The organism is Mesorhizobium captivum, from assembly GCF_033977165.1.
GTDB lineage: Bacteria > Pseudomonadota > Alphaproteobacteria > Rhizobiales > Rhizobiaceae > Mesorhizobium > Mesorhizobium captivum.
In genome coordinates this window covers 103,385-122,111 of record NZ_JAVIJB010000019.1, presented here as the reverse complement: position 1 = coordinate 122,111, position 18,727 = coordinate 103,385, and the positions used below count along the sequence as shown (strand labels likewise).

Genomic DNA, 18,727 nt, shown 5'->3' with positions numbered 1-18,727 from the left:
GAAGCGAGTTCGCAAATGCAACTTGACACCTCAGATAGTCGCTCATTGCCCTGCCGGGCATTTCTCCTCGTATAGTGACGGGGAGAAAGGGCCGTGTCAGCGGTTTCGCCAATCGTCGACGTTACACCCGCCCAATCATCACATGCGTCGCATCGGCCGTCGCGACCTGGTTGGTGCAGCGATAGCCGAGCTTCAGCATGTCGAGGCCGGCGAAGAGGTGCTCGCCGGAGCCGAGCAGCATCGGCGAGATGGCGAGGTGCATCTCGTCGATGAGCTTCTCCTTAAGATACTGCCGGACGGTCGAAACGCCACCGCCGACCCGAACGTCCTTTCCATTGGCCGCGGCTTTCGCCTGTTCCAATGCTGAATGGATGCCGTCGGTGACGAAATAAAAGGTCGTGCCGCCTTCCATGACGATGGGCGCGCGCTTGTGGTGGGTGAGTACGAAGACCGGCACGTGATAGGGCGGGTTGTCGCCCCACCAGCCTTTCCAATTGTCGTCCGGCCATTCGCCGCGGACCGGCCCGAACATGTTGCGGCCAAGGATCCAGGCGCCGACATTCTCGAAGCTGCGCACGGCGAAACCATCATCGACGTCCGTGGTGCCGCCGTCCTTGCCGATCACCATCTGGCGGAAGGTACGGGTGCCGATCATCCATTTATGCAGATCTTCGCCGCCGACACCGAGCGGATTGGCCAGGCTCTGATCAGGACCGGCGCCATAGCCGTCGAGCGACAAGGTGAAAGCGTTGACACGCAGCTTAGACATCATTGTCTCCTGAACTAGTTGTAAATTGCAAGCGGTTATGGAGTAACTTAACTGATTGCAGAATGCAAGCGGAATTCTCCGGCGAGAGAAGTCGACCGGACAGACGTTTCGTCAGACGGCAGCATCAGACCATGCGAGAAAGGGCAGGGCGAGCGGTGGCCGCCCGGTGCCCGAACGCCTGGAATTGCCTGACCGAGGGTGGTCAGGCAGGACAGGGCGTCGGATTTTCGCGTAGTAGTGAGAGACTCAGCCCCGCAGCATCTCCGCCACAGTCGGCGCGAAGTAAGTAAGAATGCCGTCGCAGCCGGCGCGCTTGAGGGCGAGAAGCGATTCCAGCATCGCCTTTTCGCCGTCGATCCAGCCATTGGCGCTGGCCGCCTTGATCATCGAATATTCGCCCGACACCTGGTAGGCGAAAGTCGGCATCTGGAGCTCGTCCTTCAGCCGGCGGATGATGTCGAGATAAGGAAGCCCCGGCTTCACCATCAGCATATCGGCGCCTTCGGCGAGATCCTGCTCGGCCTCGCGCACCGCCTCGTCGGAATTGGCGTGGTCGATGTAGTAGGTCTTCTTGTCGCCCTTGAGCAGGCCGGCGGTGCCCACCGCCTCGCGATAGGGACCGTAGAAGGCGGAGGCGAACTTCGTCGCATAGGACATGATCGCCACGTCCTGGAAACCGTTGGCGTCGAGCGCGTCGCGGATGGCGCCGATACGGCCGTCCATCATGTCGGACGGCGCGATGATGTCGGCGCCGGCGGCTGCCTGGATGACGGCCGCGGCGGTGACCTGCTCGACGGTCTCGTCGTTGACGATGATGCCGTCACGCAGGATGCCGTCATGGCCGTGACTGGTGAACGGGTCGAGCGCGGCGTCGGTGATGATGCCGATCTCCGGCACCGCGTCCTTGATGGCGCGGGTGGCGCGGTTGATGATGTTTTCGGGGTCGAGGATGTGCGAGCCGGTCTGGTCGCGCAGCGAAAGCTCGACATTGGGGAAAGTGGCGATGGCCGGAATGCCCAGCTTGGCGGCGCGCTCCGCTTCCTTGACCGCGAGGTCGACGGACAGGCGATAGACGTCCGGCATGGCGGCGATCGGCTCGCGCACATTTTTGCCGTCGACGACGAAGATCGGCCAGATCAGGTCGTTCACCGAGAGCTGGTTCTCCTGCACCAGCCGGCGCGACCAGTCGGCCTTGCGCATGCGCCTCAGCCGCCGGCTGCCGGTGATCTCGTCGACGCTGCGGGCGCCGGCAGGTTTTGCGGGAGTGAATCTGTTCATCGCCAAATCTCTCTTTTGGACCGCTTTTACCATGCGGTCTCACCGCAGACCAATGCGACACGATTGTGCCAGGGCATCGAAGTGCAAATTCCTCGCCCCCGCCGGAGGCGGGGGAGAGGTGTCCGCGAAGCGGACGGAGAGGGGGCCTTCGTAGGGCGCTCCCCCTCTCCGTCTCGGCTTCGCCGAGCCACCTCTCCCCACTTCGTGGGGCGAGGAACTGGGCGTCACGGCTGCCCATTCCCCGACAAAATCTGCGCCGCGCCCCCCACAGCCACTCGGAAAGCTTCGTCGAAGCTGACGCCGCGCACCTGCCATTGGTAGGTCTTGCCGCGCTCGGCCAGCCGCCAGTCGGCGATCCAGCCGAGTTCCTTGTCGCTCCACACGATGCTGCCGGCGAGCGTTTTGCTGGCGCCCATTCCCTTGGCGAGCCGGTCGAGCTTTGCCATGTCGGCGGTGCGCAGCGTCTTGTCGTTGAGCCCGGCAAGCTGCATGGCCTTTGGAAAGGTGACGCGCATCAGCAGCGGGCCGGTGGCATTGGCGAAGGATTCGCGCATCGTCTCGCCGCGATCCTCGTCGGCCGTCAGTACGAAATGGCTCGCGCCTTGCTCGGCCGCCAGGAAGACGGCAAGCTTCGGTCGCTCGCCATGCCAGGGCCTGCTGCCGAGCTGCGCCAAAAGCTTGTCGACCACCGCGGGCTTGTAGAGACACGTCAGGTCGTGCGGCCGGTCGTGCGTGCCTTGCTCGTCATGGATCGGAACGCCTTCCAGCCGGTCATGGTAGCGAAAGGATTGGACGAAGTCGGCCGCCTTGTCGCGCAGCGCCAGCATCTCCGGCTTCTGCATCAGCCGCTGATCGCCGGAAACCTTGACCAGCACCTTCTCCAGGCAAGCCTTGAAGCCGATCTCTCGGTTGGGCTCGCCGGTGCCGGTCACGATGGTCTGCGCCTGGTAGAGTTCGTCGGTCGTCGCAGCAATGGCCGGCGGAGCTCCCAGCCAAAGGAACCCTGCCAATCCAGCCACGAGACGAGGAAATCCAGCCATGTCGATTTGCTCGAAATCTGTCGGGCCGCGTGGGCGCAATCGTTTGCCGGTTTCGTAACATCTGGCGCGCCCGGCCGCCAGTGTGATGACCCGCTGGCATTGACGCATCCTTATGCCGCCTTTAGCACTTCAGTCCCCCGAAAGGGCGGAGAGAAGGATTCTCTGGTGATGGATTTTGACGGAGGCGACGAGATTCGCTTCGAGCGTTTGGGCAAGGCGGGCGTCGTCACGCTGACGCGGCCGCGGGCGCTCAATGCAGTCACCCATCGCATGATCAAGGCGCTCGGCAAAGCGCTCGACGCCTGGGAGGGCGATGCCGGGGTCAGCGCCGTCGTCGTCAAGGCCGAGGGTAGGGCTTTTTCCGCCGGTGGCGACATCCTGCACATCTACGAGTCCGGCCGCGCCGGCAAGCCGCCGGTCGACTTCTTCGCCGACGAGTACCGGCTCAACGCTCGCATCGCGCGTTTCAGAAAACCCTATGTCGCGCTGATCGACGGCATCGTCATGGGCGGCGGCGTCGGCATTTCCTTCCACGGCTCGCATCGCGTGCTGACCGAGAACGCGCAGTTCGCCATGCCGGAAGTCGGCATCGGCTTCTTCCCCGATGTCGGCGCCAGCCATCTCTTGCCTGATCTCGGCGGCAGCTTCGGCATGTATCTGGGGCTGACGGGAAACCGCATCCGCTATGGCGATGCGCTGTGGTCGGGCCTGGCCACGCACACCATCAAGGCCGAGGACCAGGCGGGGCTGCTCGATGAGATCGCAGTTTCCGGCGATCCGGAGTCGGAGTTGCGCGCTTTCTTCACGCCTGCCAAGCGCGAGACGGAACGCCAGGACCTGGAAGCGATCGCCCGCCATTTTTCGCAGGCCTCGCTCGCCGACATCGTCGCCAGCCTTGAACAGGCCCAGGGCGACGCCTTCGCCGCCAACACGCTAGCGACCATCAGGATGCGCTCGCCGACCAGCCTCAACGTCGCCTGGCGCGAGATCAGCGCCGGACTGACGCTGTCGATGGACGAGTGCATGAAGATGGAGTTCCGCATCCTCAACCGCATGCTGGCCGGCCACGACTTCTACGAAGGCATCCGCGCCGCCATCATCGACAAGGGTTCGAAGCCTGAGTGGCGGCCCGCCAGCCTCGAAGCGGTGAGCGCCGCCGATATCGACGCCTATTTCGCGCCGCTCGGGGCCAGGGAGCTCGAGCTGTGAGCGAGGTCACCTCCAGGCGCGTGGTGCTGCAACCCTCGACCACCGAGGTTATCTTCGCCTGGTTCCAGCGGGTCATCGCCGGCTATTGCCTGCTCTTCGGCATTCTCTACTGGATCCGGCTGATCGGCATCTATCCGGGTGCGCTGTGGCGCTTCGACCTGATGCCGGTGCATTGGCAGGTGGCCGCAGCCACGCTTGCCGTCTTCTTTCCCTTCGCTGCCGCGGGGCTCTGGATGCTCGCTTCCTGGGGACCTGTGATCTGGTTCATCTGCGCGGCGACCGAAACCGTCATGTATGCCGGCTTTCCCGACCTCTTCGGGCACAGGATGCTGATCGTCGTCTCGCATGCCTGCGTGGCGCTGCTCTATGTCGTCTTCCGGGTGACCATCTGGCTGCAGAAGCGTCGGCTCCGGCAGTAGGTTGCCAAGCTGCTCCGGAAGCCTAGATTCGGCTCAGCGATTTGCCCAAAAGCCATTGGCTAAATCTTTAGGTTAATTGTTCTTGCTCGCGTGACCGTTCGTTAAGCCTCTTTCGAAACCTCTTACCGGTAAGCTCTTGTTAGCCTTGGCGTTTAAGTCGAATTTTATGAGTATTCGATAGTGTCGCGATCAAGGTGAAGAACAAAAAATCACCGGGCGACAAACGAGAGGCAAAGACAATGATCAATTCGCGTCCGGCGGCGAAGACCGCCAACGTATCCGACGACCGCCGCGAGGCGATCCGTTCGCTGTACATGGAATCGCTGCAGCTGGTGGAGCGTCTGCATCGCCGTCTGCTTGACGTGATCAAGGACGAGTTCGACCGCAACGGCCGCTCCGACATCAACGCCATCCAGGCGCTGCTGCTGTTCAACATCGGCAATTCGGAGCTGACCGCCGGCGAGCTGCGCTCGCGTGGTTATTATCTCGGCTCGAACGTCTCCTATAACCTGAAGAAGCTGGTCGACCTCGGCTTCATCAACCACCAGCGCTCGCGCATCGACCGCCGCTCGGTCCGGGTCTCGCTGACGCCGAAGGGCAACGAGGTGGCCGACGTCGTCGCTGGCCTCTACGAGCGCCATGTCGGCTCGATCGAGGCGGTCGGCGGCATCAATACCGACGAGTTCAAGCAGATGAACCGCGCGCTGCAGCGCCTGGATCGCTTCTGGAACGACACGATCGCCTACCGGATGTGAGCGCATTCGAAATCTGAGACATCAAAGCCGCGCCGAAGAAGCGCGGCCGGGGGAAGAGTAAGGGCCGGTGCCGAAAGGTGCCGGCCTTCCTGCAGTCTGCCGGTTGCAAGGGGTGTTGACCGCACGACAATGCGGTGGAAGCTTTCCGGCTAACGGGGAGGGGTGTCGTGCGCTATTTCCTGCTTGTGCTTTCCGCTTTGATCCTGGCTTCGCCGGCTGGCGCCAAGACTATCTACTATGGCGGCAGGGCGGGCATGGAGGTCACGATCGTCAAGAAATCCGGCATCGGCACGTCGCATGCCAGTGTCTTGACGAAGCACACCAGGCAAAACGCGATCGGCTTCTGCCGTGAGTATGTCGGCAAGGTGACTGAGGACTGCATTGCCAAGGAATTGAAAACGCCCTTGCACCTGGAGATCACCGCGGATTGCAAGACCGGCAGGTTCACGACGTTTTACGGCGCCAACATGCTGTTCCTGGGGCGCAGCCCCGCCGGAAGTGCCACGGACTACCTGATCACCGACACCGACGAGAACGTTGTGCTCGATGGTTCGGGCGCCTCAGGTTACGACTATACCATCGAGCAATTCCAGGCGCTTTGCCCGAACCGGGTGAGGTAAAGAGAAGCTGGGAAGTGCCAGAGGGCATTCGCCGAACCGTCTGCGACCGGCGATGCCAAAATGCATCGGTCCCTTTCCCTTCATCTTCTCGCCGCAAGCAAATCGCGGGCCAAGGCCACGTTGCCGCCATAATCGCGGTGAAAGCGAGAGTGCGGGTAATGCTGCGGGCCCATGCCCCGCGCTCATTGGACCCGGCTCTGCGGCCGCGCGTTTCTGGCAGCCGAGCGATGCGGGACATGGTTGGCTAATTGTTAAGATTGCCGACCCTAGAGTGCGGGCAACCCGCCAGTAGAGCGAACTGAGCGAGATTTGATACAGCTAGAATGTCTGGAACGTCCATGAGAACCAGCCGCCGTTTCTTCCTTACCGGAGCCTCCGCGCTCGCCGCCGCCGTTGTCGCCGGCCATGCCAGCGCGCAGGACGTGATCGGGGATATTTTGAAATCCTCGGGCCGCGGCAATTGGGACGACCAGTTCGACGCCCGCGCCAGTCAGACCGGCAAGGTTGCCTCCACGCTGCCGATCTTCAGTCTGCAGACCGTCGCCTTCACCGAGCAGGCGGTGGCGCAGTACCAGAACATCGCCGGCCAGGGCGGCTGGGAGCAGGTTCCGGCGACCAAGAAATTGCAACTCGGCGTCGACGATCCGGATGTCGTGCCGCTGCGCAAGCGGCTGATGATCTCGGGCGACCTGTCGCAGGGCGCCGGCATTTCGACGGCGTTCGATTCCTATGTCGACTCCGCGGTCAAGCGCTTCCAGCTTCGCCACGGCCTCCCGGCCGACGGCGCTATGGGCAAGTACACCTATGCGGCGATGAACGTCTCGGCCCAGATCCGCCTCGGCCAGCTGCAGACCAACCTGCAGCGCCTGAAGGAAAAGGCCGGCACCCTGGGCAGCCGCTATGTGCTGGTCGACATTCCGGGGGCGCAGGTGGAAGCGGTCGAAAACGACCGCGTCGTGCTTCGCCACACCGCGATCGTCGGCAAGATCGACCGCCAGACGCCGATCGTGAATTCCAAGATCAACGAGATCATCGTCAACCCATACTGGAACGCGCCGGTCTCGATCGTGCGCAAGGACATCATTCCGCTGATGCGGAAGGATCCCAACTACCTCAAGGACAGCCATATCCGCCTGTTCGCGCCGGACGGCAGCGAGGTCGATCCGATGACCGTCGACTGGTCGACGGACGATGCCGCCAAGTACCGCTTCCGCCAGGATCCGGGCGGCAACAACGCCATGGCCTCGGTCAAGATCAACTTCCCGAGCCCGGACGGCGTCTACATGCACGACACGCCGCAGCAGAGCCTGTTCGGCAAGCTGATGCGCTTCGACTCTTCCGGCTGCGTGCGCGTCCAGAACGTGCGTGACCTCGTCACCTGGATCCTGCGCGACACGCCCGGCTGGGACCGTCAGCATTTCGAGGCGGCGATCAAGACCGGCGAGAACACGCCGGTGCAGGTCGTCAATCCGGTGCCGGTCCACTTCCTCTATCTGTCGGCATGGTCGACGGGCCCCGGCGTCGTGCAGTTCCGCGACGACATCTACGGCCTCGACGGCAACGAGCAGCTGCAGATCACTTCTTCGCTGTAAGCAGCTGATATTTCGAACAAAAAGGCCGCTCATGGAGCGGCCTTTTTGTTTAGATCAGTGCCCACCAGCGCGGGCATTGGGCCGGACCCATCGTCCAAGTTAAATGTCGTCCCGAGCCGCGGCTGGACGCGAAGCCGGCAATTGCGCATGGTCGGCCTCAGAGCCGGAATCGCATCATGGACGTCGCCGTCTTCATTCTCGTCGTGCTCGCTTTCGTGGCACTTTCCGGCGCGCTGGTACGGCTGGTGCGCGTGCCTCTGCCCGTGCTGCAGATCGCGATCGGCGCCGCCCTTGCCTGGCCGGCGAGCGGCCTGCATGTCGAGATCGATCCGGAACTCTTCCTCCTGGTGTTCATCCCGCCGCTTCTGTTCGGCGACGCCTTCGCGGCGCCGAAGCGCGAGCTGATCGAGCTGCGCGGGCCGATCCTCGATCTTGCCATCGGGCTGGTCTTCTTCACCATCGTCGGCTTCGGCTACGCGCTGCACTGGCTGGTGCCGAGCATCCCGCTGGTGGTCGCCTTCGCTTTAGCCGCAGTGCTGTCGCCGACCGATGCGGTCGCGGTGTCCTCGATCGTCGACCGCAATGTCGTTCCGGCGCGGCTAATGCACATATTGGAAGGCGAATCCCTGCTCAACGACGCCTCCGGCCTGGTCATGTTCCGCTTCGCCGTGGTGGCCGCGCTGACCGGCAGCTTCTCCTTCGCCGCCGCCTCACTCACCTTCGTCTATGCCGTGGCGGCCGGCGTCCTCGCCGGTATCGCGGCGCTGTTCATCGCTGCCAAGGCGCTGCAAATCCTTGGCCGCATCGGCGGCACGCCGGCGGAGGCGCAGGTGCTGGTCATGACCCTGCTGCCCTTCGTCGCCTATCTCATCGCCGAGCATGCCGGCGCCTCCGGCATCCTGGCCGCGGTCACCGCCGGCCTGCTCACCGGGACTTCGGGCATTTTTCGCTTTTTGTCGGTGTCGGCGCGCATCCAGGCGATGTCGCTATGGTCGACGCTGACCTTCGTCTTCAACGGCGCTCTCTTCATCCTGCTCGGGCTGCAGCTACCCGACATCATCCGCAAGGTGCCGCCGGAGCTCACCAGCCGGCACTGGCTGTTCGAGCCGGCGCTGACCGTGCTCATTTTGACGCTCTGCCTGATCGGCCTGCGCTTCCTCTGGATCTGGATCGGCGACATGGCGTCGGTGATTGCCGCAGGGCTCGGCAAACGCAAGGCCGAGCCCTTCGGTTTCCGTGTCAGGCTTGCCGGATCGGTAGCCGGCGTGCGCGGGGCAATCACGCTTGCCGGCATCCTGTCGCTGCCGCTCGCGCTGCAGGATGGCTCGCCCTTTCCGGCGCGGGACGTGGTGATCTTCCTCGCCGCCGGCGTCATTATCTGCTCGCTCATCATCGCCAGCCTCGCTTTGCCGGGGATCGCGCGCGGACTGGTCGAGCCGGGCGAGGATCCGGGCGCGGCCGAGGAGCGGCGGGCGCGTGTCGGCGCCGCCAATGCGGCGATCGCCAAGATCGAGAGCCTCGCCGGCGAGGGCGGCGAAGAAGGCGAGGTGGCCGAGGCCCGGCTTGCGGTCGCCGACAGCATCGTTGCCGGCTACCGCCGCCGCATTGCGGCTTCCGACGAAGCCGAAGAGGCGCGCGCCGAGGCCCGCGAGGCCGGGCGGCTGGAGCTCGAGCTGAGGCATGCCGGCATCGAGGCGGAGCGCGCCGCCGTGCGCGCCATGTTCCGCAGCCGCGAAATCAACGATCATACGATGCGGGCGCTGCTTTCGGAAATCACGCTCACCGAAGCCCTGCTCAAAAGCCGGCAGGACCGGAAATAACGTTTCAGCCGATTTGCTTGCCGCAAACCGGCCAGCAAATTTCGCGCCGCAAACGTGGCGGGCTCCAAACAACTGTGTTATTGGCGCGGCGACCTCGCAGACCTCCGGCCCCAAGGGAAAGCAAGCCATGTCAAATGCCGCGGCAGTCTCCAGCAAATTCGAATCCTTCTTCGAGACCACGCTTGCCGACGCCGATCCGGAAATTTTCGGCGCCATCCGCAACGAGCTTGGCCGCCAGCGCCATGAGATCGAGCTGATCGCTTCGGAGAACATCGTGTCCCGCGCCGTGCTCGAGGCTCAAGGGTCGATTATGACCAACAAATATGCCGAGGGCTATCCGGGCAAGCGCTACTATGGCGGCTGCCAGTTCGTCGACGTGGCCGAGGAACTTGCCATCGAGCGCGCAAAAAAACTGTTCGGCTGCAACTTCGCCAACGTCCAGCCGAATTCCGGCAGCCAGATGAACCAGGCCGTGTTCCTGGCGCTGCTGCAGCCCGGCGACACTTTCATGGGCCTCGACTTGAATTCCGGCGGCCATCTCACTCACGGCTCGCCGGTCAACATGAGCGGCAAGTGGTTCAAGGTCGTCTCCTACGGCGTTCGCAAGGACGATCACCTGCTCGACATGGATGCGATCGAGAAGACCGCGCATGAGACAAGGCCGAAGCTGATCCTGGCCGGCGGCACCGCCTATTCCCGCATCTGGGACTGGAAGCGTTTCCGCGAGATCGCCGATTCGATCGGCGCCTATCTGATGGTCGACATGGCCCATATCGCCGGCCTGGTCGCCGGCGGCATGCATCCGTCGCCGCTGCCCCATGCCCATGTCGTGACCACGACCACGCACAAGTCGCTGCGCGGCCCGCGCGGCGGCATGATCCTGAGCAACGACGAGGAGATCGCCAAGAAGATGAATTCGGCGGTGTTCCCGGGTCTGCAGGGCGGCCCGCTGATGCATGTCATCGCCGCCAAGGCGGTGGCGCTCGGCGAGGCGCTGAAGCCGAGCTTCAAGGCCTATGCCGAAAGCATCGTCGCCAACGCCAAGGCGCTGGCCTCCAGCCTGCAGGAAACCGGCCTCGATATCGTCTCGGGCGGCACCGACAACCACCTGATGCTGGTCGACCTGCGTCCGAAGAATGCCACCGGCAAGCGTGCCGAAGCGGCCCTCGGCCGCGCCAACATCACCTGCAACAAGAACGGCATCCCCTTCGACCCGGAAAAGCCGTTCGTCACCTCCGGCGTGCGTCTCGGCACGCCCGCCGGCACCACGCGCGGCTTCGGTCAGGCTGAGTTCCGCGAGATCGGCAAGCTGATCGCCGAGGTGCTGGACGGGCTGAAGGTGGCGAATTCCGACGACGGCAATGCGGCGGTCGAGGCAGCGGTCAAGGCCAAGGTCACGGCGCTGACGGATCGGTTCCCGCTTTATCCCTATCTCGGTTGACCTCCTCTTTCGGTTGACCCCTCTCTCGGTTGACGGGGCGCTGCGCGTCATCTTTTATCCTGCGCCGTGCGCCGCCTTGAACGGGCGGCGCGGCTTGTTGGAGAGACTTGATGATGCGCACTTTCCGTCTTGCCGCCCTGGCCCTGCTTGGTTCGCTGGCCGGTTTCGCCGCGTTCGGCGCGGTTGCCCAGGAGCAGACGCAGCCGGATCCGAATTTGCCGGCCACCAACACCTTCGGCAGGTGGACCACAACCATCGACACACTCGATACCGGGCAGGATTCGCACAAGACCTGCGCAGCCTCCACGGCTTTCGTCGACGGCATCGGCAATGCGGGCACGCTGACGTTGTCGATCTCGACCGGCGACGCCCTGCCGCCCGATGCCTATCCCGCCATCATGATCAGTGTAGACAACAAGGATCTGCCGACCGGCAAGAAGATCGCGGCGACCTTCGGCGATCCCGGCATAAAGGTTTCCGCGACGGTTTATTCCAATGATGGCGTCAATGGCCGACCCAGCTGGATGGTCGACAACCAGGCCAAGACCAGTCTCGCCCTGCTGCGCGCCATGCGCAAAGTCACCTCGCTCGATGTCGTCTTCGGCAAGCAGACCGTCGCGAGCATCCCGATGGACGGCTTCACCAAGGCCTATCGCAATCTCGGCTCATCCTGCGGTTTCGCGACTAAGGATGTTGCGCCCTGACACTGACGGCGGCTGGGGCAGGGCGCTGGCAATCTTGCTCGCGCCTCGCTATCTCTGAGGCACAAAAGGCTCTAAGCCTTTCGCCCACAGAATCGCGAACCCAAGGCTCTCCATGCGCTGTCCCTATTGCCAGTCCGAAGATACGCAGGTGAAGGATTCGCGCCCCGCCGAGGACGGCGCGGCGATCCGCAGGCGCCGCGTCTGTCCGGATTGCGGTGGCCGCTTCACTACCTTCGAACGCGTGCAGCTGCGCGACCTCGTCGTCATCAAGAAGTCCGGCCGCAAGGTGCCGTTCGACCGCGACAAGCTCTTGCGCTCCGTCGAGATCGCGGTGCGCAAGCGCAATGTCGATCCCGAGCGCATCGACCGCGCGGTGACCGGCATCGTGCGCCAGCTCGAAAGCTCCGGCGAGACGGAAGTCGCGTCCGGCGAGGTCGGCCGTCTGGTGATGGAAGCGCTGAAATCGCTGGATGACGTCGCCTATGTCCGCTTCGCCTCCGTCTACCGCAATTTCCGCGAGGCCAAGGATTTCCATGAGCTGCTGGGCGAGCTGAAGGGCGACGAGGAAAAGACCGAAGAGGACGCCGGCTGACCATGGCGAAACCTCGACTGAGCGAGGCCGAACAGGCGACCCTTGACCGCCGTTACATGGGCGCGGCCATCAGGCTCTCGCGGCGCAATGCCGGCCGCACCTCGACCAACCCCTCGGTCGGCACCATCGTCGTGCGCGACGACGGCGCCGGCCCGATGATCGTCGGCACCGGCGTGACGGCTGTCGGCGGCCGCCCGCACGCCGAGACCGAGGCGCTGGCCGAAGCCGGCGAATTGGCGCGTGGTGCTACGGCTTACGTTACTCTCGAGCCCTGCGCCCATCACGGCCGCACCCCGCCCTGCGCCAACGCGCTGGTCAATGCCGGCGTCGCGCGCGTCGTCGGCGCGGCGAGCGATCCCGACCCGCGCGTCTCCGGCAAGGGCTACGCCATCCTGCGCGCCGCCGGTGTCGAGGTGGTGGAGAAGGTGCTTGCTGCCGAGGCCGCCGAGCAGATGGCCGGCTATTTGACTCGATCTTTGAAAAAGCGCCCCGAAGTGACCCTGAAGCTTGCGCTTTCGAGCGACGGCAAGATCGGCCGGAAGGGCGCCGGTCAGGTCGCGATAACCGGCGAGATCGCGCGGCGCGAAGTCTATCTGATGCGCGCGGAAGCCGATGCCATCCTGGTCGGCATCGGTACGGCGCTGGAGGACAACCCGGCGCTGACCGTGCGACTGCCGGGACTGGAGAACCGCTCGCCGGCGCGCATCATCCTCGATCGCCAGATCCGGCTGCCGGAGACGTCTAAGCTGGTATCCGGCGTCGACCGCGTGCCACTCTATGTCGCCGCCTGCCTCGAAGCCGACCCGCATCGGCGCGCGACCCTCGAACGCGCCGGCGTGCGCTTCATCGGCACGGAAACCTATTCAGGCGAAGTGGCCCTGCCGGAATTGCTGGAGGATCTGGCCGCGCTCGGCATGGCGAGCGTGCTGGTCGAGGGTGGTGCCAAGGTAGCCAAGGCCTTCCTTGAAGAAGACCTGGTCGACCGCATCGTCCTGTTCCAGGGGCCGGACGCGATCGGCGAGGACGGCATTGCATCGCCCATCGATGCCGCCCATATCCCGGCGGGATTTCGCGAATTGCGCCAGATGCGCTTCGGCGAGGACAGCTACGCCGAGTGGATAAGGGATTTGTGATGTTTACTGGGATCGTTACCGATGTAGGCACCGTCGCAACGGTAAAGCCTTTGAGCGAAGGCGTCGGCCTGCGCATCGACACGGCCTACGATCCCGCGACCATTGCGATCGGCGCTTCGATTTCCTGCGGCGGCGTTTGCCTGACCGTCACGGCGCTCCCCGAACATGGCTCCAACGCACGCTGGTTCGAGGTCGAGGCCTGGGAAGAAGCCTTGCGTCTCACCACCGCTTCGAACTGGAAATCCGGCACCAGGATCAATCTCGAACGCGCGCTGAAGATCGGCGACGAGCTCGGCGGCCACATCGTCTCCGGTCATGTCGACGGCACCGCCGAGATCGTCGAGCGCAAGGAGGAGGGCGATGCCGTGCGCTTCACGCTGGAGACGCCGCGTCACCTGGCGAAGTTCGTCGCGCCGAAAGGCTCGGTCGCGCTCGACGGCACGTCGCTCACCGTCAACAAGGTCGAGGGCGCGCGTTTCGACGTGCTTCTGATCCAGCATTCGCTGAGTGTCACGACCTGGGGTGAACGCCAGGTCGGCGACCGCGTCAACATCGAGATCGACACCATGGCCCGCTATGCGGCGCGCCTGGTGGAGGCGGCCAAGGAAGGGCTTTGAGCACAGTCACGCGGTCCCGACGAGGCGGCGGCCCGGATTGCTGAAAATTCGGGCGTCGCGCAGGGGACAATGCGCCTTTCGCCACGGCTTCCCGCTTGGCTTCTGGTCGCACCCCACGTAAGCTTTCTCCTGGTCGGAGGGGAAAGCCATGAGCAGCCCATCGCAGCAAGTCGTGAGGCTTGGTTTCGGATTTGCCGTGTCACAGGCGCTGCGCGTCGTTATCGAACTCGGCATTCCCGATCTTCTCGCCTCCGGCGGGCGGTCGGTTGAAGACCTGGCAGCCGCCGCGAAGGCGGATGCGGAACCGCTCTACCGCGTGATGCGGCTTCTGGCGCCGGAGGGGGTGTTCACTGAAATTCGTCCTCGCCATTTCGGCTTGACCGAAGTTGGCGCAGCGCTTCGTTCCGATCGACCCGGACCGCGTGACTTCATCCGGATGATCAACAGCGAGGCCTATCTTGCCTTCGAGCAGCTTCTGCATTCCGTCCGCACGGGAAAGCCGGCCTTCGACAAGGTGTTCGGAAGCCCGAGGTTCGATTGGCTTTCGGCCCACCCGGAACAGGCTGCCCTGTTCCAGCGAGCCATGGTCGCCTTAAGCCAAGGCGGCAACGAGGCGGTAGCCGACGCCTATGATTTCGGCCGATACACGCGGGTCGTCGATGTCGGCGGTGGGCATGGACAGCTTCTCTCGGCCATCCTTGCCCGCAATCCTCATTTGAGCGGCGTTCTGTTCGATCTGCCGTCTGGGGTGGCGGCGGCGCGCCGGGGCGCCGGAGGCGACCTGCCGCGCACCGACTTCGTCGCCGGCGACTTCTTCGAGGGCCTCCCGGCTGGCGATATCTATGTGCTCAAGAAGGTCATCCACGACTGGGACGATGAACGCGCCGGGCTGATCCTGCGGCGTTGCCGCGAGGCCATGGCAATACACGGCAGGGTGCTCGTGGCCGAGACGCTCGTGCCTCCGGGCGACGATCCAGATCCGATCAAGGCCATCGATGTAGTCATGCTTGCGGTCACCGGCGGCCTCGAGCGGACTGAGGCACAATACGCCCGCCTGTTCGCAGGCGCCGGACTGAAGTTCGAGCGGGTGATCGGCACTCGAGCATCGATCTCGATCCTCGAGGCTTCGCCCGCCTAACCAAAGCTTCGCCTGCCTAGCCAAAGAATGTGCCGAAAGATCGCGCTGCTCGGGACCCGAATCCGTCGAGAGATGCAGACCGGTGTCGGTTCGACAATCTTCCGCTTGCGATCAATCCGGCTTCGGCCTAAGTCACCGGCAACCCCCCGGAGACTTTTATGGCAGGCACATCCCAACACGGCAAAGCGTTCATTCGTCCGAAGGCGAAGGCGCATCTGCTTATTGTCGAGGCGCGTTTCCACGACGACCTCGCCGACGCGTTGCTCGAAGGCGCGACCGGCGCGCTGGACGAAGCCGGCGCCACCTATGACGTCGTCACCGTTCCCGGCTCGCTCGAAATACCGGCCGTCATCACCTTCGCGCTTGACGGCGCCGGCGAGGGCGGCACGCACTATGACGGCTTCGTTGCGCTCGGCACCATCGTCCGCGGCGACACCTATCATTTTGACATCGTCGCCAATGAATCGAGCCGTGCGCTGATGGACCTTTCCGTGCAGGAAGCGATCGCGATCGGCAACGGCATCCTGACCACCGAGAACGATGCGCAGGCCTGGACACGCGCCAGGCGCGCCGAAGGCGACAAGGGCGGTTTCGCCGCGCGCGCGGCGCTGACCATGATCGCGCTGAAAGAGAAATTCGGAGCCCAATCGTGAGCGAACCTGCTTCGCCCGGCCAGCCGACTGTGCGCCACGCCAACAAGCGGGGTGCCGCACGCCTTGCCGCCGTCCAGGCGCTCTACCAGATGGATGTCGCCGGCAGCGGTGTCTTCGAAACAACTGCCGAGTATGAGACTTTCCGCCTCGGCAAGGAAGTCGATGGCGCGCTCTACCGCGAAGCGGACGCGCAATGGTTCCGCGCCATCCTCACCGGCGTCGTCGAGAACCAGAAGACCATCGATCCCGTCATCCGCCAGGCGCTGACCGAGGACTGGCCGCTGTCGCGGCTGGATTCGACGCTGCGCGCCATCTTGCGCGCCGGCGTCTATGAGCTGATGAAACGCGAGGACGTGCCGGTGGCGGTGATCGTGTCGGAATATGTCGACATCGCCAAGGCCTTCTACGAGGAAGACGAGCCGAAGCTGGTCAACGCCGTGCTCGATCGCGTGTCGCGCCGCGTGCGCGGCGAAGGTCGAGGCAAGGACGCATCGTGACCGCTACGGCAGTCGTCGCTGGCGCTGGCGGGGAAGCGCGCCGCACGGCGGTGCTGCTTGCGGCGGCGCAGGCGATCGTCGGTTCCGCCGCGCCCATCGCCATTTCGCTCGGCGCGCTTGCCGGACAGTATCTGCTCGGCCCCGACAAGTCGCTGGCGACGGCGCCGGTCACCGGCTTCAATCTCGGCGTGGCGCTCGGCGCGCTGCCTGCGGCCGCCATCATCCGCCGGCTTGGCCATCGCGGTGGCTTCATGACCGGCACTGTCATCACCGCGCTCGGCGGCCTGATCGCGACGCTGGCGCTCTATCAGGCGAGCTTCTGGCTGTTCGCTGTCGGCCTCGGCGTGATCGGCGTCGGCGGCGCCTTCGTCCAGCAGTTCCGCTTCGCCGCCGCCGACAACGCGCCGCCTGAATTCAGGGCGCGCGCCATTTCCTTCGTGCTGGCGGGCGGTATCGTCACCGCTATCCTCGGACCGCAGATCGTCATCTACACCCGCGAGCTTCTGGCGCCGGTGATGTTTGCCGGATCCTTCGCCTCGGTCCTCGCGCTAGCCGCCGTCGGCGCGATTATCCTTTCCTTCCTTCATACGTCCAGGCGGACGAGCAGCGCCGCTGTGGTCGCTGGTCGCGATGCCCGCCCGCTGGCTGAGATCGCCACTCAGCCGCGCTTCGTCGCGGCGCTGTTCTGCGCCGTCGGCAGCTACGCGCTGATGAGCTTCGTCATGACCGGCGCGCCGCTCGCCATGGTTGGCTGCGGCCTGTCGACCGACGACGCGACGCTCGGCATTTCCTGGCACGTCATGGCGATGTTCGGGCCGAGCTTCTTCACCGGTTCGCTGATCCACCGCTTCGGTGCCGAGCGCATCGTCGCCATCGGGCTGGTCCTGCTCATCGGCTGTGCGGTGGTGGCGCTTTCAGGCGTTGCGCTGTGGCAATTCTGGACGGCGCTCATCCTGCTCGGCCTCGGCTGGAATTTCGGCTTCATCGGCGCCACCGCCATGGTCGCCGCCGGCTACCACCCATCTGAAAAAGGCAAGGTCCAGGGCTTCCACGACTTCGTCCTGTTCGGCTCCGTCGCCTTCGCTTCGCTGATGTCGGGAGCGGTCTACAATGCCTGGGGCTGGACCATGCTGAACTGGATCGTGTTCCCGGTTGTAGTGCTCTGCTTCCTGGCACTCGGTGCCTTGAAGCTGCCGGGCTTGCGCGCCGCCAACTGACGCTGCGCGTCATTCGCGCCGGGAACAAAATTATTGCGTGCATCCCGCTAGTTATGAAACCGTGTACCCCGACGGCGCGTTAACGCCATGCTCATATGCCGCCTCCGGTCCATCGGCTCACAGCAAAGGATTCTCAAATGTTTTCAATCGGAAAGCTCGCCGTAGCGGCGATCGCGCTCGGCATCACCGCAGCTTCGGCACATGCTCAGGTGGTGGTCTCCTCGAAGATCGACACCGAGGGTGGTGTGCTCGGCAACATCATCCAGCTGGTTTTGAACGCCAACAACGTCAAGACCACCGACCGCATCCAGCTGGGCGCCACGCCCGTGGTGCGCAAGGCCATCACCGCCGGCGAGATCGACATTTATCCCGAATATACCGGCAACGCCGCCTTCTTCTTCCAGAAGGCGGACGATCCTGTGTGGAAGGATGCCGCCAAGGCTTACGAGACCGCCAAGAAGCTCGATTATGATGCCAACAAGATCGTCTGGCTGTCGCCGTCGCCGGCCAACAACACCTGGGCGATCGCGCTGCGCAAGGAGGTGGCCGACGAGAACAAGCTCACCACGCTGTCGGACTTCGGCAAGTATGTCTCGGGCGGCGGCAAGGTGGTGCTCGCCGCTTCGGCCGAGTTCGTCAATTCGGCGGCGGCCCTGCCGGCTTTCCAGACCACTTACGGCTTCAAGCTGAAGCCGGACCAGTTGATCACGCTCTCGGGTGGCGACACCGCCGCGACCATCGCCGCCGCCGCCAACCAGACCAACGGCGCCAACGCCGCCATGGTCTACGGCACCGACGGCGGCATCCAGCCCTCAGGCCTTGTCGTGCTTCAGGACGACAAGGCCGTGCAGCCCGTCTACCAGCCGACGCCGATCATCCGCGAGCAGGTCTTGAAGGAACATCCGGAAATCGAGACGCTGCTGAAGCCCGTCTTCGCCAAGCTCGATGTCGCCGCGCTGCAGCAGCTCAACGGACGCGTCCAACTGGGTGGTGAGCCCGCGAAGGCGGTTGCCGAGGACTTTTTGAAGACGAACGGGTTTTTGAAGTAGCAAGCCCGGCTAGCGCGATGCCAGTGCGAGGCACCCCCCTCTGTCCTGCCGGCCATCTCCCCCTCAAGGGGGGAGATTGGCAGCTGCTGCGCCGTGCTTCCAGCATCCGGAATTGGCGAAAGCGTTCGCGACATCTGATCTCCCCCCTTGAGGGGGAGATGGCCGGCAGGCCAGAGGGGGGCGT

The 18,727-nt window shown here is 64.3% G+C and carries 19 protein-coding genes; 16 read left to right on the top strand and 3 right to left on the bottom strand.

Annotated features, from left to right (window positions below; genetic code table 11):
• Positions 1 to 121 precede the first annotated feature (121 nt).
• The 3 genes from RFM40_RS17860 to RFM40_RS17850 all read right to left on the bottom strand — a co-directional run bounded on the left by RFM40_RS17860 (position 122) and on the right by RFM40_RS17850 (position 3,087).
• Positions 122 to 769: a dihydrofolate reductase family protein gene (locus RFM40_RS17860; protein ID WP_320227795.1), complete on the bottom strand. Its 648-nt coding sequence runs from the start codon at positions 767 to 769 to the stop codon at positions 122 to 124.
• Positions 770 to 1,015: 246 nt separating this feature from the next.
• Positions 1,016 to 2,047 (bottom strand): porphobilinogen synthase, encoded by a 1,032-nt coding sequence (gene hemB / locus RFM40_RS17855; RefSeq protein WP_320227793.1) that lies wholly within the window; start codon positions 2,045 to 2,047, stop codon positions 1,016 to 1,018.
• A gap of 224 nt (positions 2,048 to 2,271) precedes the next feature.
• Complete coding sequence (locus tag RFM40_RS17850; protein ID WP_320227792.1) at positions 2,272 to 3,087, bottom strand: DUF2066 domain-containing protein; 816 nt, start codon at positions 3,085 to 3,087, stop codon at positions 2,272 to 2,274.
• 168 nt (positions 3,088 to 3,255) lie between these two features.
• Here RFM40_RS17850 and RFM40_RS17845 point away from each other — a divergent pair, with 168 nt between their 5' ends.
• From RFM40_RS17845 to osmF, 16 genes are all read left to right on the top strand, one after another.
• Positions 3,256 to 4,296 carry an enoyl-CoA hydratase/isomerase family protein gene (locus RFM40_RS17845; RefSeq protein WP_320227791.1) on the top strand — a complete coding sequence of 347 codons (1,041 nt, stop codon included), beginning with the start codon at positions 3,256 to 3,258 and terminating at the stop codon, positions 4,294 to 4,296.
• Positions 4,293 to 4,715, top strand: coding sequence for a DUF6163 family protein (locus RFM40_RS17840; protein WP_320227790.1), 423 nt, complete (start codon positions 4,293 to 4,295; stop codon positions 4,713 to 4,715). The genes RFM40_RS17845 and RFM40_RS17840 overlap by 4 nt, the downstream gene beginning before the upstream one ends.
• A 239-nt stretch (positions 4,716 to 4,954) precedes the next feature.
• Positions 4,955 to 5,470, top strand: coding sequence for a transcriptional regulator LdtR (ldtR, locus tag RFM40_RS17835; protein WP_040983294.1), 516 nt, complete (start codon positions 4,955 to 4,957; stop codon positions 5,468 to 5,470).
• Between the two features lie 167 nt (positions 5,471 to 5,637).
• Positions 5,638 to 6,090: a hypothetical protein gene (locus RFM40_RS17830; RefSeq protein ID WP_320227789.1), complete on the top strand. Its 453-nt coding sequence runs from the start codon at positions 5,638 to 5,640 to the stop codon at positions 6,088 to 6,090.
• Between the two features lie 338 nt (positions 6,091 to 6,428).
• Positions 6,429 to 7,682 (top strand): L,D-transpeptidase family protein, encoded by a 1,254-nt coding sequence (locus RFM40_RS17825; RefSeq protein WP_320227788.1) that lies wholly within the window; start codon positions 6,429 to 6,431, stop codon positions 7,680 to 7,682.
• A gap of 176 nt (positions 7,683 to 7,858) precedes the next feature.
• The gene (locus tag RFM40_RS17820; protein ID WP_320227787.1) at positions 7,859 to 9,502 is read left to right on the top strand and encodes a Na+/H+ antiporter; all 1,644 of its coding nucleotides are present in this window, start codon (positions 7,859 to 7,861) and stop codon (positions 9,500 to 9,502) included.
• 127 nt (positions 9,503 to 9,629) lie between these two features.
• Positions 9,630 to 10,943: a serine hydroxymethyltransferase gene (gene glyA, locus RFM40_RS17815; protein WP_320227786.1), complete on the top strand. Its 1,314-nt coding sequence runs from the start codon at positions 9,630 to 9,632 to the stop codon at positions 10,941 to 10,943.
• A gap of 113 nt (positions 10,944 to 11,056) precedes the next feature.
• Positions 11,057 to 11,647: a hypothetical protein gene (locus RFM40_RS17810; protein WP_430691691.1), complete on the top strand. Its 591-nt coding sequence runs from the start codon at positions 11,057 to 11,059 to the stop codon at positions 11,645 to 11,647.
• Positions 11,648 to 11,759: 112 nt separating this feature from the next.
• Entirely contained in the window at positions 11,760 to 12,239 is a 480-nt protein-coding gene (nrdR, locus tag RFM40_RS17805) for a transcriptional regulator NrdR (RefSeq protein WP_059184872.1), read from the top strand.
• A gap of 2 nt (positions 12,240 to 12,241) precedes the next feature.
• On the top strand, positions 12,242 to 13,372 hold the full coding sequence (ribD, locus tag RFM40_RS17800; protein WP_320227784.1) for a bifunctional diaminohydroxyphosphoribosylaminopyrimidine deaminase/5-amino-6-(5-phosphoribosylamino)uracil reductase RibD: 1,131 nt from the start codon (positions 12,242 to 12,244) through the stop codon (positions 13,370 to 13,372).
• The gene (locus tag RFM40_RS17795) at positions 13,372 to 13,989 is read left to right on the top strand and encodes a riboflavin synthase (protein WP_320227783.1); all 618 of its coding nucleotides are present in this window, start codon (positions 13,372 to 13,374) and stop codon (positions 13,987 to 13,989) included. Before ribD ends, RFM40_RS17795 begins: the two co-directional genes overlap by 1 nt.
• A gap of 148 nt (positions 13,990 to 14,137) precedes the next feature.
• Positions 14,138 to 15,127, top strand: coding sequence for a methyltransferase (locus tag RFM40_RS17790; protein WP_320277885.1), 990 nt, complete (start codon positions 14,138 to 14,140; stop codon positions 15,125 to 15,127).
• A gap of 158 nt (positions 15,128 to 15,285) precedes the next feature.
• A complete protein-coding gene (ribH, locus tag RFM40_RS17785; RefSeq protein WP_320222695.1) occupies positions 15,286 to 15,780 on the top strand; it encodes a 6,7-dimethyl-8-ribityllumazine synthase in 495 nt (164 codons plus the stop codon).
• Positions 15,777 to 16,277 carry a transcription antitermination factor NusB gene (nusB, locus tag RFM40_RS17780; protein ID WP_320227780.1) on the top strand — a complete coding sequence of 167 codons (501 nt, stop codon included), beginning with the start codon at positions 15,777 to 15,779 and terminating at the stop codon, positions 16,275 to 16,277. The genes ribH and nusB overlap by 4 nt, the downstream gene beginning before the upstream one ends.
• The gene (locus RFM40_RS17775; protein WP_320277884.1) at positions 16,274 to 17,494 is read left to right on the top strand and encodes an MFS transporter; all 1,221 of its coding nucleotides are present in this window, start codon (positions 16,274 to 16,276) and stop codon (positions 17,492 to 17,494) included. The genes nusB and RFM40_RS17775 overlap by 4 nt, the downstream gene beginning before the upstream one ends.
• Before the next feature lie 137 nt (positions 17,495 to 17,631).
• Positions 17,632 to 18,543 (top strand): glycine betaine ABC transporter substrate-binding protein OsmF, encoded by a 912-nt coding sequence (gene osmF, locus RFM40_RS17770; RefSeq protein WP_320227776.1) that lies wholly within the window; start codon positions 17,632 to 17,634, stop codon positions 18,541 to 18,543.
• The last annotated feature ends 184 nt before the right edge of the window (positions 18,544 to 18,727 follow it).